Raw genomic sequence first — 12,228 nt, 5'->3', positions numbered from 1 at the left:
CGGCAAGAAAACAGGCTCAGCGTTCCGGCTTCTTCCAGATGCCGCGTTCGTGCATCAGAGCGATCTGGCGTTTGATGACTTTCTCCCGGTATTCAGCGTGTTTCATCGGGACGCGGTTCAAATAGAGGTTCTTGGGATAGATGGGCTTTTCATAGACGATCTGATAGAGCTCGGAGCGGATGTCCTTCATCCAGTTGTCCCATTGCGCGCGGGCGCGGTGGTCGCGCAGGGCTTCCACATCGATCACGCCGGCGACGTAACTCGATCCGCCGCTGTACTCGAGCTTGCCGACCTTCTGGCCCTTGTAATTGAAGATATAAGAGCGTCCGCCAAAAGTATCAATGGGCGTGGTGTCCTCGGGGAAAAGGAAATAGGTCCCCAGATTGGGCGCCATAATGTACATATTATTGTCCAGCGCGCGGGCCGCGCTCTGGATCTCGAAGAAGTCGTTGCCGCTGCCGGGATGCGGGTAGGAGGCCCGGTAAACGATTTCCGCGCCATTCATCGCCAGGGCCCGCGCATTTTCGGGATACGATCCTTCGTTGGCCATCATGATGCCCATCCGGCCAATCTCGGTGTCCACGACCGGCCAGAAGGCGTCCAGGTTGCGTCCGTACTTCTCGATCCACCAATCGTAAATGTCATGCGGGCAGACGGAATGCTCCACCGGATACAGCGGGGACACCTTGTAATGCTTCAGAATCACTTCTCCCTTGGGATTGAGAATGAAGCCCACATTGAAGAAACGGTCTTTCCAGTCCGGGTGGCGCGCCTTGGCCTGGGCCATGATGAAACAGTCCCATTCGCGAGCGATCTTGCCGATTTCTTCCGTCTCCTCGCCCGGAATATCGATGGCGCATTTCCGCGCGTACTGCACATGGTCCATGTCGAGCACTTCGTCATTGAAGGCTTGCAAAGCGCCCTCGGGGATGGCCATCAGCCGCACCGGCAGATCCATGGCGGAGAGCCAGTTGGCGGCCTTCACCAGATGCTTCAGATGGTCCAGATTGATCTTGATGTCCTTGCGGGAGCGGATCCCGCGGATGGTGGGCACAAGACCGACGGCGGTATAGGGCTTGATCATGGATTTTCCTGCTGATTCGCGCGCGGCCGGCGCAGCGGAAACGGATGCGCCGGCCTTGCGCGGGTTCTGCTGCAGTGTTCCGGAAGCCGCTAGAAATTCAAGCGCAGCGACAATTGGACTTGCCGCGCCGGGCCGGCAAATTTCGGCGACCCGAACGAGGGATTGCCACCCGAAGACAGCGGGGGAGCAATGCCGTCCTTGTACTGCTGGGGAACCGCGGTCACGAAATCCGGCAGCCCATAGGCGTGGTCGATTTCCAGCACGTTGGCACGGTTGAGCAGGTTGAAGATCTCCGCGCTGAGCTCCACATTGACGCGTTCGTTGACGGGAATCACGCGCTGGATGCGCAGATCCACCGTGTGGCTGGGGTCCCCTTTATACGTATTCCGGCCGATAACCCCCACGCGGTCGGGGAAGGGGAAAAGGTCGCCGTTGGTATCGAAGCCGGCAACGATGCTATAGCGCCGCGCGCTCTGCAGGTTGGTGAGCACCGAGGCCTTGAAATGGCGCAGCACGACATTCCAGGTGTCCGGGGTCTCCCCAAGCAGCGCCAGGGTGAGCCGGTGCGGGATGTTGTTGTCCCCGACGGCCCGGTCCAGGCTCGGATGGACGAAATTTACCGGCACGTTGGGCAGGTTGACGGTTGTCGAGATATCAATGGACTTCGAGTAGGTGTAATTGGCCAGGAAGTCATAGTGGTGCGAGAAGGATTTGCGCACGCTGACGGTGCCCGCATTGTAAATCGAGAATCCTCCGGGTTTGACGTACAGCGCAAACCCGAAGTTGGGATCGGTGGGCGTAAAGTACGGCGAGCAGCCGCTGGTGATAGCCGGATTGCACTGCTCCACCCCCGCACCATTGGTTACCGGCGTCCCGTTGATGCTGTAGTAGACCGGCAGGCGCGTGGCGTGCATCCACTGGTATCCCAACGAGACGACGAAGTCCTTGCCAACCTGGTGTTCAATTTCCAGGCTGGCCTGCGTGGCGATGGGATTCTTGAATTCGCGTTTGGCGTACCCCAAGGGGAACTGCAACACCGGACTCTCTGTCGGATCCGGATAAATGCCGAAGTGGGTAAAATTGCTGAACCCGATGCCGCCAAACACCGGCCCGGGAGCACCCACTGCACCGGAGGCCCCAAAGCCAATCAACTGGTTGGTGGGATCACTGAACTCCGACAACAGCGGCTGGTTCATGTAGGTGAATTCCGAGGCGCCGATCCAGCTCACCAAAACGTCACTGAAGACAAACGGCGAGTTGAACAGGCCCGCGCCGGCACGCACCACGCCCTTACCGTTGTGGAAGGAATACGCCAGGCTCGCGCGCGGCTGGATATTGCCATAGTTGGTGGGATGGAACTTGCCCTGGATTTTCACGTCCGCCGCGGACGGAAAGGTATCCACGTCGTAATGCAGGCCGAGGGTAACGGTGAGGTTGGGCCGCGCCTTCCAAAGGTCCTGGGCATACATCGACCACAGGGTGTGTTCGAAGTTTAGAGAGGTCGCGTCATCGAAGGCCTGCTGCGAAGGGCCGGCGTACAGGCCCGTGGAGAAAGGCAGTGTCCGCTGCGGGATCTGCTGGCCGAAGAGTTCGCGAGGCTCGAGGAAGAGGAAAGCCAGCGCCGTGCCCGGGGAAAATACGCCTTGCGGAGCGCCGGCGCACCCGGAGGGGCCACCAAAGAAGCAACCTGGAGAAAAGATGCCCACCCCCGGGCTGAACAAGGTGACCTGGGTATCGATCCAGACCGGCTCGATGTCGCCGCCAAACTTGAAGGTATGGTTCCCGCGCACATAGGTCAGGTTCTCGGCCGCCTGAATGCGCTGTTCCGTATACGCCCGGACGCTGCCGACGAAGCCGCCCGAGGACAGCATGTCCGGAACGGCAATGGCGGGTTCCAGACCGGCCCCCTTGGGGATCAGGTCGAACTTCCGGCGTCCGTACTGGAAAAGCGTCTCGGAGGTGAGCGCCTGAGAAAACAGGTGGACCAGGCTGCCGTAGGCGGTCTGGTCGCGCACGGGGTTGTCCCGATAGGAAGAAGGCATGCCTTCGCCCGGCGCCGCGCCGCGCACATTCTGCTTGCGCGAATCGTTGAACAGGTAGGTCAGGTTGAGAAACGTCTTGCTGCTCACGATGGCGTTGCTTTTCAAGATCATCTTGTCGTAGTCATCGATGCTCAGAAAGGAGTTCAGCACCTCGGGCTGCAATCCGAGAAGTTGTTTCACCTGGTTGATGCTCAGACTGCCGGGGCCGAAGCATCCTGGGTTGTCGGTGCAGCCCAGGATCAAGGAGGAATAGATGGGTGAATCCGCCCGGCGCTGCCCTTCGTAGCCGCCGAAGAGGAACAGCTTGTCCTTCCGAATCGGCCCGCCCACCGTGCCGCCGAACTGGTTGAAGCGCAGCGTGTCGAAACCCGGGGCGGAGAGCAGGTTCTTGGCATCCATCTTGTTGTTGCGGAAAAACTCGTAGAGCGTGCCGTGCACGTCATTGGTGCCCGACTTGGTGACCGTATTGACCACGGAACCCAGGTTGCGGCCGTTGTCCCCGGTGAAAGGGCTGTCCACGACGCGGAATTCCTGCACCCAGTCCTGCGAGGGGCTGATGCGCTGCACGCCGGAAATGCTGGTGTTGTAGTCGATCCCGTCCAAGGAATAAAAGGACGTGTGGCTCTCACGCACTCCCGCGAAACTCAGCTTCAGCACCGTCTCCGTAAACGGCGATTGCGCCCCCACGGCCGTGCTGCGCCCGATACTCACCGAAGGCGTGAGCAGAACGAAGTCGATGAAGTCGCGCCCGGAAATCGGCAGGTCCTTGATCTTCGGCGTGTCAATCACCTGGCTGACTTCCGCCTTCTCGGGGTCCACGGCCTGCGCGGTCTCCGTCACCTCGACGGTCTCCGCCTTCGCGGAAACTCCCAGGGAGATGGTCACCGAGGCGATCTGACCGACGGCAAGCTGAACTGTGACCGTGTGCGCCGCAAACCCGGCATGCGTCGCCGTCAGGGCATAGCTCCCTGCCGGGACGCTGGGGATGACGGCAAGTCCGCCCTCCCCCGTGACCGCGGTGCGTTCGACACCCGTGGCGGTGTTCTTCAGTGTCAAGTTGGCGTTGGGGACGGCCCCGCCCGACTGGTCGTTCACCGTCACATTCAAAGTCGCGAACTGCTGCGCAGACACGCTATTGGCGGAAACCAACAGCAAGAGAATCGTAACCCCAAGCAATCCCAAGGATATGCGTCGCACGTTCCCCCCCATCCGGAAGTTGAAATTTGACGGAGACTAGCACTCGGCACGTGTTGCGTCAACAATAGTCTTTCCTCCCGGACCTGCGCGGCGGGGGGCGGAAAACTACTGGAAGTTCAAAGCGGATTCTGTATAGTTTCGCGATACCTTTCGAAAGTCCGGAGGACGGCCATGAACCAGTTTGCGGCACTCAATAAGCAGTACATCGGCGGAGTATGGCGCGACGGCGCGAGCCAGAAGACGCTGACGGACAGGAATCCCTACAACGGGAAGCCCATTACCGAGTTCAAGCTGGCGAGCCTGGCGGATCTCGATGCGGCCTATCGCGCGGCAGCGGCGGCACAGAAGGTCTGGGCGGCGGTCAATCCCTTCGAGAAACGCGCCATCCTCGAGAAGGCGATCACCTTCGTGGAGCAGAACGAAGGCGACATCACCGACATGATTATCGAGGAACTCGGCGGCACGCGCCTCAAGGCCTTTTTTGAAATCGGCCTGGTGAAAAACATCATCAAGGAATCCGCCACCTTCCCCCTGCGCATGACCGGCGAGATCCTGCCCTCCACAGTCGAAGGCAAGGAAAACAGGCTCTACCGCATCCCGGTCGGGGTCGTGGGGGTTATCAGCCCGTTCAACTTCCCCTTCTTCCTGAGCATGCGTTCGGTGGCCCCGGCGCTGGGCGCGGGCAATGGCGTGGTTCTCAAGCCGCACGATGATACGGCCATCACCGGCGGCACGCTCGTTGCCCGGATCTTCGAAGCGGCGGGCATCCCCAAGGGCCTGTTGAACGTGGTCATCGCAGACATCGCGGAAATCGGAAACAACTTCGTCGAGCACCCCATTCCCCGCGTCATCTCCTTCACCGGCTCGGAAGGCGTCGGCCGGCGCATCGGAGAATCCGCCGGCCGCTGCCTGAAGAAAGCGATTCTGGAGCTGGGCGGCAACAGCGCCTTCATCATTCTTGCGGATGCCGATCTGGACTATGCCCTCAATGCCGCGGTCTTTAGCCGCTTCACGCACCAGGGGCAGATCTGCATGTCCGCCAACCGCATCCTGGTGCATCGCAGCCTGTACAAGCAATTCCTGGAGAAATATGTGCAGCGGGTTTCCGGGCTCAAAGTGGGCGATCCGCGAGATCCGCAGACCGATATTGGCCCGCTGATGAACAAGGCCCAGGCCGATACCCTCGCCCGGCAGATCCAGAAGGGCGTGGACGAAGGCGCCAAGCCGGTACTGCGCGGCAAAGCGGAAGGCAACCTGGTGTCCCCGACGATCTTTGCCGATGTGAAGCCCGAGATGTACGTCGCGCAGAATGAGCTATTCGGCCCGGCCGTGTGCGTCATGCCCTTCGATACCGAAGAAGAAGCCATCGCCGTGGCCAACAACAGCCCGTACGGGTTGAGCGGGGCCATTCATACGCGCAACCTGGAGCACGGCGCGGAGCTGGCCAAAGAGATCGACTCCGGCATGATCCACGTCAACGACGGCACCATCAGCGACGAACCCACCATTGCCTTTGGAGGCGAAAAAGCTTCGGGCATCGGACGGCTCAATGGCCGCTGGGCGCTGGAGGAGTTCACCACTCTGAAGTGGATCTCCGTGCAGCGCACGCACCGGCACTACCCATTTGAAGTGGCCGAAGCTTCCGGCTCGTAAAGGTTCTGGCGTGGACAACCTCCGGAACGGAGCGTCCCAGGGCCCGCGCAGTGTGCCTCAGGCGGCCCGTCATTATTACTGTGACCGCCAAGCGGTCAACTTCTTGACGGGGCATGCGTTCGGGTGTTGAATACTCTTCATCCGGCGCATCCCGGCGCGCCTCGGAAGGCGCACTCACCGACGTCCCGGTTTCAGCACATGCTGTAGACCCGCCAAGGAGGATTGTCATGATCGAGCAATATATGGCTCTTGCGCTCCAGCCCACCATGCGTGGCTGCACCAAGCGCTCGGAAGTCGAGGTCAACATCCGGCATATTTCGGACCTGATCGACGCTTCCATCTGGCTCAGTTCCATTGACCTGCCCGTGCGCCTGATCTGTATTCCGGAAGGCTGCCTGCAGGGTTTCACCGACGAGGTCTTCGACTGGGATCACGAAAAATACGTGGAGGAGATGGCCCTGGACATCCCCGGCCCAGAGACGGAGATGCTGGGGCGCAAAGCCAAGCAGCACAACGCTTTCATCATCGCCCAGGCCAAGATCAAGCATCCCGAGTTTCCCAGGAAGTTCTTCAACGGCGCTTTCATCATCGCGCCGACCGGCGAGGTGATTTATAAATACCACAAGCTCCAGGTCTTCGCCCGCGAGCACTCGACCGTGCCCCACGACGTGTGGGACAAGTGGGTCGAACTCTACGGCGACGGCCTCGATTCCTTCTTTCCCGTGGCCGATACGGAGATCGGGCGGATCGGCTGCGTGATCTGCATGGACGGATCCTTCCCGGAAACGGCCCGCGGCATGGCCATGAACGGCGCCGAAGTCCTTTACCGGCCCGCGTATCCCGAACCCTATGTCGCCAACGGCCTCTGGGAGGTGCAGAACCGCGCCCGCGCCCTGGACAATACCTGCTACGTGGTGGCGCCGAACCCCGCCAACTACTACCTCATGCAGGATTCGAAAGACGCACTGGATACTTTCGGCGGCAAATCCATGATCGTGGACTATCAGGGCCGGGTGCTTTCGCAGCACGAGTACGGCGCGGGGCCTTCCTACGCCGGAGCGATCATCGATATCGAGGCGCTGCGGCAATACCGCACGCGCTCGCTGTGGGGGAACTGGCTCCGCGATCTGCGCACCGAACAGTTCCGCTGCATCTACGAAAAACCCTTGTACCCGAAAAACCTCGGCCTGAAGAAGCATCCCGGCGGGCATGCGGATCACGACGCCATACGGCACCGCGTGCTGGCAGAGATGGTGGAGAGGGGAATCTACCGGCGCCCAACCAAGACAAAAGCCCAGCCGAAAACCGAAGAGGTTCCGGCCGACTGAGCGGGCGGGCCCGGAGATCGTAGCCGCGTTCGAGCATTGCTGAATTCTTGCGGGGGCCAGAAAGCGGCAGCCGTGGCGGCTGGCCGCTTCCCGGACAGCGGAATGGCGCGCCTCATTCCGGGAAATCGGGATGCGGCGTCACGCTGCGATAGCGCCCGGAGTGGAACAGCAGAGGTTTTTCCTCGGACCGGAGGTATTCCTCCACCTGCCCCAGAAAAATGATGTGATCGCCGCCGTCGAATTGCCCCGCGTTCCGGCAAACCAACTGGGCCGCGACGCCCTTCAAGCGCGGCACACCGGCCTTCCCCTCCTCCAGCTCAACCCCTGCAAACCGGTCGGGAACCTGCGAAGCAAACTGCCGGGACAAGCCGTGCTGCCCGGCCGCCAGAATATTGATCGCGAAGTGGCTGGCCCCTTGAAAGGCTGCCAGGCTCGGCGATTGCCGGACGAGACACCAGAGGACCAGCGGCGGCTGGAGCGAAACGGAAGTAAAGGAATTGACGGTCAGGCCGATGAAGCGGCCGTCCTGGCCCCGGGTGGTGACCACGGTGACGCCCGTGGCGAACTGCCCGAGCGTGCGGCGGTAATCCTTCGGGTCAAAGTCCTCGGCTGAAGTGCTCTTCATATCTTCTCTATTCCGCCAGCTTGGGAATCGCCTCTTCGGCGCGTTCCGGGCCCATGGCGGTGTAGCCGCCGTCCACGGCAAGATCCGTCCCGGTGATGAACGAGGCATGGCTGGAACAGAGGAAAACAACGGCCTGCGCTACCTCTTCCGGGTTACCGATGCGCCCCAGCAGATGAAAGGGAGCGCCCACGCTGTCGGCCTTCGCGCGATTGTTCTTGCTCAGCTCGGCAATGACCTTCGACCAGGTCCAGCCAGGAGAGACGGAGTTGACGCGGATCTTGTCCCCGGCCAGATCCATGGCCTCGTTGCGCGTCAACTGCAGCGTCGCCGCTTTGCTGACCGGGTAGAGCCAGCGGCCATGCTGCGCCACCTTCGCGCTGATGCTGCCGAAGTTCACCACCGCGCCGCCGCCCCGCTGGACCATGTGCGGGCGCACGGCCTTCAGCATCATCACCCCGCCGACGACGTTGATGTTGTAGCTGTCCAGCCAATCCTGCCGCGAGGCGCTCAGGCCGCCATCCACGTAGACGCAGGCCACGTTGACCAGGAAATCGATACCGCCGAACGCCGCGACGGTCTGCTCGACACAAGCGGCGATCTGCTTGTCGTCGCCCAGATCCGTCCGGATGAAGCGCACACCTTCAGAGAGTTCGCCGGCAATGGCCTGGCCGCCCGCCGCGTCAATATCCGCCACAACCACTTTCGTTCCTTCCCGATGAAAGGCCCGGACCACGTGGGCGCCAATCATCGTTCCGCCGCCCGTGACGATGGCGACCTTCCCTTTCAGACCTTCCATGACGGCCTCCCCCTGTGAATTCTCCGGCCTATTCCAGAGTTTGTTTTTTCCGGCGCAGATACTATCATATGGCCCCGCTGCAAAGAACGGGCGGTGCGCCCGCTGGGCAGCAACAAGGAAATGCAGGGGAAGCGCGCGGAATCGGCGGAAAGCGGCCGCTAAGAAAAAAGGAGCATTCCATGAGGAAGATCGCCATCGTCGGCGCGGGACAGTCGGGCTTGCAGTTGGCTCTGGGTCTCCAGCAGAAGGGTTATGCCATCACCGTCGTCTCCAGCCGCACTTCCCAGCAGCTCCGCGCCGGCCGCGTCAGCTCCAGCCAGTTCATGTTTGACAGTTCTCTGCAGATCGAACGGGATCTGGGCATCAACTTTTGGGAAAAGGAGTGCCCGAAGACCGAGGGGATCGGCTTTTCCATTCCCGGGCCGGACGGCGGCCGCGCCTTGTTCTGGGAGGCGAAGCTGGACCATTTCGGCCAGTCCATCGACCAACGCGTCAAGTTTGCCGGCTGGCTCGAAGAGTTTGCCAAGCGCGGCGGTCAGGTCATCTACAAGGAAGCCAGCGCTCAGGACCTCGAGGAGTATGCCAAGAGCCACGAGCTCGTGATTGTGGCCGCCGGCAAAGGGGAGATCAACCAACTCTTCACACGCGACGCCGCACGCTCCACCTTCGATCAGCCCATGCGTGCCCTGGCGCTGACCTATGTCAAGAAGATGGTGCCCCGCAAGCCTTTCACCGCCGTGGCCTTCAGCCTCATCCCCGGCGTCGGCGAATATTTCGTCTTCCCGGCGCTGACCGTCAACGGGCCGTGCGAGATCATGGTCTTCGAGGGAGTCCCCGGTGGCCCCATGGATTGCTGGCAGGATGTAAAGACGCCGCAGCAGCATCTCCAACGCAGCAAGGAGATCCTGGCTAAGTTTCTGCCTTGGGAAGCGGAGCGCTGCCAGGAGATCGAACTTACCGACGATAACGGCATTGTCGCGGGCAGATTCGCGCCCACCATCCGCAAGCCGGTCTGCAAACTGCCCTCCGGGAAAACCATCCTGGGCATGGGCGACGTCGTGGTGCTCAACGATCCGATCACCGGGCAGGGCGCGAACACGGCGTGCAAGTGCGCAAAAGTCTATATGGACTGCATTCTGGAACGCGGCGGCAAACCGTTCGATGCCGGCTGGATGCAGCAGACCTTCGAGACCTTCTACAGCTATGCGCAGTGGGTGGCCAAGTGGACGAACTCGCTGCTAACCCCTCCGCCGCCCCAGGTGCTGCAGTTGATGGGTGCGGCTTCGCAGATTCCCAAGCTGGCCAGCCTCATTTCCAACGGCTTCAACAACCCGCCCGCCTACAACCCCTGGTGGTTTGACGCGGCGGAGGCCGAAAAGCTGATCAAGCGCCTGCAGGCGGGCAATTAGCCCGTCCCACGGAGGCAATTTCAAGATCACCTGGACGCCGCGGGAGGTACACCATGGCTTTCGTAAAGATCGTAAAGCCCGAAATGGTCGATGATCCCGTTGTCCGCGAGATTTTTGACTGGGTCACGCAAATGGAAGGGGCGGTCCCGAATCACTTCTATGTCGAGATGAACTTCCCGGAGTTCTTCAAGGCCAAGTTGGGAGCCACCAAGGTACTCTGGCAGCTGGGCGAACTGACGCTGGATGAAATCCAGTACGTGGGGATTGCCGTTTCCAAGGCCAACGGATGTCCCTACTGCACCGCGGCGTTCTGCACGATCCTGAACTACGGTCTGAATACCGGGGAAGATCAGGTCAAGAGGTTCGTCATGGAGATGGAAAACGCGCTCTCCGATCCGCGGCAGAAGTGCATCGTCACTTTCGCTCTGAAAGTGAACGCCACGCCCGCGAACATCACCGAAGAGGACATCGCCGGCCTCCGCCGCATCGGCCTGACCGACAAGGGCATCGTGCAACTCGTCCACCTCGTCAGCGATTTCGCCTCCTACAACCGCCTCAATCTCGCTGTGCGCACGGATTACGACTACCGTGATCTTTGGCGCCATCTGGCTTTCGGTGAGAAGAGTCCCCGCGTAGGATCCTAGTGTTGCGTCCCAAAAGTTCGGCGCAATTCCAGGGTGTGGGTTAAGGCGACAGCCCCGGCAGGAACGGCTGAAAACAAAGGGGCTTAGCCCCTGAAGCAATCGCAAAGTACTCTCGAGAACTTGCGGGCCAGCACACGAGCAGGGCAAATGGTCCATGGCACTGCCCAGCGGTCTGCCGGTTCCACCCGGTTAGACGCGCAGTTAGATCAACCCGCGCTTTGCCGCGTGGATCACGGCTTCCAAACGGTTCCGTGTCCCCAGCTTCTGGTTGGCGTGATGCAGGTGATTGCGCAGCGTGCGGTCCGTAATTCTCAGCGTGCGAGCCACCTGTTGCGGACTCTTTCCCTCGGAGAACAAGCTCAGCACGCGTTTCTCCTGCACGGTCAGAGGGGAAACCGGGGCCAGCGCACCAGGATTTTCCGGCAGCGCGGTTAATTCCTTCGCGGCGTCCAGGACTTTCAGCGCTAGTTCATCTTTCCTCTTACGCGATGTGATATCGCGGGCCAAGTGGATGTGCAAGCGGCGCCCGGAGCGGGTATCCCGAAAGAGAATGATGGAAATGTTCACCCAGAGCCGGCGTCCGCCCCGGCCGATGACTTGCAGATCGTAGTTCTCCGTCTCCCGGCCAGCAGCCGCGCATTGCAGCACGTTGCAGTCTTCCTTGCAGACGATGTTTCCTTGTGAACCATAGCCCTGGACCAGACTGGCGCAAGGCTTTTGGAGAACCGTGGAAGAGGGATAGCCGAAGAGTTTCTCCGCCGCGCGATTCCACGAGCGAATCATGCCCTGCTCGTCCACCGTGAACGCCGCATCGGCGGTGCCTTCCAGAAGCGAGAAGAGTTCACTCTCCAACATGAGCGGCTCCGTGACATTCGTCCCGGTCACTGAGTCAAACTGCCGATTGACTGGGCCGACAAAGTGTAGAGAATCCGCGTAATGGATTAAAAGGTCCTCTAGTTATGCTTACTTCACTCCTCTCCCGGCCATGCAGCTACGCTCTGCGCGCGGTTACCTACCTGGCTGCGCAGCCCATCGGGAAACTTACCGGGAAGAAGGAGATCGCCCAAGGCGAGTCTATCCCTTCCGCCTTTTTGAGCAAAGTCCTTCTTTCTTTGTGCCATAACCATGTGCTGCGCTCGCGCAAAGGCCTCCGCGGGGGGTACGAACTCGCCGTCCCCGCGGGACAGATTTCCTTGCTCACCGTCGTCCGCGCGGTGGGTGGCGAACCCTTCCAGGAATGTCTGCTGGAAGACCGGCCGTGCTCCAGCACCCATCCCTGCGAACTTCATGAATCCTGGGCCGTAGTTCGCGGGCATCTGCTGGAGTACTTCGAAAAGCTGACCGCAGCCGATCTGGTGCGGATGCGCCGGCATGAGGACAGCGCTGGCAGCTTGGGAAATTCGGCCGGCGCTGCACAGACGTTTCGTCGAACGGAACGAGGAGAATGACC

The 12,228-nt window shown here is 60.9% G+C and carries 10 protein-coding genes; 5 read left to right on the top strand and 5 right to left on the bottom strand.

Annotation, left to right across the window (positions count from 1 at the left end):
* Positions 1–16 precede the first annotated feature (16 nt).
* Both LAN61_02390 and LAN61_02385 read right to left on the bottom strand, forming a co-directional pair.
* Positions 17–1,084, bottom strand: coding sequence for a hydrolase (locus tag LAN61_02390; GenBank protein MBZ5539347.1), 1,068 nt, complete (start codon positions 1,082–1,084; stop codon positions 17–19).
* An 89-nt stretch (positions 1,085–1,173) separates the two neighbouring features.
* Positions 1,174–4,323: a TonB-dependent receptor gene (locus LAN61_02385; protein MBZ5539346.1), complete on the bottom strand. Its 3,150-nt coding sequence runs from the start codon at positions 4,321–4,323 to the stop codon at positions 1,174–1,176.
* Between the two features lie 171 nt (positions 4,324–4,494).
* Between LAN61_02385 and LAN61_02380 the strand changes: the two genes are divergently transcribed.
* A complete protein-coding gene (locus LAN61_02380) occupies positions 4,495–5,976 on the top strand; it encodes an aldehyde dehydrogenase family protein (protein ID MBZ5539345.1) in 1,482 nt (493 codons plus the stop codon).
* Positions 5,977–6,203: 227 nt separating this feature from the next.
* On the top strand, positions 6,204–7,304 hold the full coding sequence (locus LAN61_02375; protein MBZ5539344.1) for a hydrolase: 1,101 nt from the start codon (positions 6,204–6,206) through the stop codon (positions 7,302–7,304).
* Positions 7,305–7,416: 112 nt separating this feature from the next.
* Here the strand turns inward: LAN61_02375 and LAN61_02370 are convergent, their stop codons facing one another.
* Both LAN61_02370 and LAN61_02365 read right to left on the bottom strand, forming a co-directional pair.
* Positions 7,417–7,929: a flavin reductase family protein gene (locus LAN61_02370; protein ID MBZ5539343.1), complete on the bottom strand. Its 513-nt coding sequence runs from the start codon at positions 7,927–7,929 to the stop codon at positions 7,417–7,419.
* Between the two features lie 7 nt (positions 7,930–7,936).
* On the bottom strand, positions 7,937–8,725 hold the full coding sequence (locus tag LAN61_02365) for an SDR family oxidoreductase (GenBank protein ID MBZ5539342.1): 789 nt from the start codon (positions 8,723–8,725) through the stop codon (positions 7,937–7,939).
* A gap of 179 nt (positions 8,726–8,904) precedes the next feature.
* Here LAN61_02365 and LAN61_02360 point away from each other — a divergent pair, with 179 nt between their 5' ends.
* Both LAN61_02360 and LAN61_02355 read left to right on the top strand, forming a co-directional pair.
* Positions 8,905–10,134 carry an FAD-binding oxidoreductase gene (locus LAN61_02360; GenBank protein MBZ5539341.1) on the top strand — a complete coding sequence of 410 codons (1,230 nt, stop codon included), beginning with the start codon at positions 8,905–8,907 and terminating at the stop codon, positions 10,132–10,134.
* Positions 10,135–10,187: 53 nt separating this feature from the next.
* Positions 10,188–10,778, top strand: coding sequence for a carboxymuconolactone decarboxylase family protein (locus LAN61_02355; GenBank protein ID MBZ5539340.1), 591 nt, complete (start codon positions 10,188–10,190; stop codon positions 10,776–10,778).
* A gap of 201 nt (positions 10,779–10,979) precedes the next feature.
* Here the strand turns inward: LAN61_02355 and LAN61_02350 are convergent, their stop codons facing one another.
* The gene (locus LAN61_02350) at positions 10,980–11,633 is read right to left on the bottom strand and encodes a PAS domain S-box protein (GenBank protein MBZ5539339.1); all 654 of its coding nucleotides are present in this window, start codon (positions 11,631–11,633) and stop codon (positions 10,980–10,982) included.
* A gap of 104 nt (positions 11,634–11,737) precedes the next feature.
* Between LAN61_02350 and LAN61_02345 the strand changes: the two genes are divergently transcribed.
* Positions 11,738–12,226 carry an Rrf2 family transcriptional regulator gene (locus tag LAN61_02345; GenBank protein MBZ5539338.1) on the top strand — a complete coding sequence of 163 codons (489 nt, stop codon included), beginning with the start codon at positions 11,738–11,740 and terminating at the stop codon, positions 12,224–12,226.
* Positions 12,227–12,228 lie beyond the last annotated feature (2 nt).

The sequence above is a fragment of the Terriglobia bacterium genome (assembly GCA_020072785.1).
In the GTDB taxonomy this organism is placed as follows: Bacteria; Acidobacteriota; Terriglobia; order Acidiferrales; family UBA7541; genus Acidiferrum.
Note: the sequence above shows the minus strand (reverse complement) of the source record. Positions and strands in the feature narration are given on the sequence as shown.

What these genes read in the sequence shown, in the direction of transcription:
- LAN61_02355 (MBZ5539340.1), top strand. Translation starts at nt 10,188, where the DNA reads ATGGCTTTCGTAAAGATCGTAAAGCCCGAAATGGTCGATGATCCCGTT.
- LAN61_02365 (MBZ5539342.1), bottom strand. Translation starts at nt 8,725, where the DNA reads ATGGAAGGTCTGAAAGGGAAGGTCGCCATCGTCACGGGCGGCGGAACG.
- LAN61_02375 (MBZ5539344.1), top strand. Translation starts at nt 6,204, where the DNA reads ATGATCGAGCAATATATGGCTCTTGCGCTCCAGCCCACCATGCGTGGC.
- LAN61_02350 (MBZ5539339.1), bottom strand. Translation starts at nt 11,633, where the DNA reads ATGTTGGAGAGTGAACTCTTCTCGCTTCTGGAAGGCACCGCCGATGCG.
- LAN61_02380 (MBZ5539345.1), top strand. Translation starts at nt 4,495, where the DNA reads ATGAACCAGTTTGCGGCACTCAATAAGCAGTACATCGGCGGAGTATGG.
- LAN61_02370 (MBZ5539343.1), bottom strand. Translation starts at nt 7,929, where the DNA reads ATGAAGAGCACTTCAGCCGAGGACTTTGACCCGAAGGATTACCGCCGC.
- LAN61_02360 (MBZ5539341.1), top strand. Translation starts at nt 8,905, where the DNA reads ATGAGGAAGATCGCCATCGTCGGCGCGGGACAGTCGGGCTTGCAGTTG.
- LAN61_02390 (MBZ5539347.1), bottom strand. Translation starts at nt 1,084, where the DNA reads ATGATCAAGCCCTATACCGCCGTCGGTCTTGTGCCCACCATCCGCGGG.
- LAN61_02345 (MBZ5539338.1), top strand. Translation starts at nt 11,738, where the DNA reads ATGCTTACTTCACTCCTCTCCCGGCCATGCAGCTACGCTCTGCGCGCG.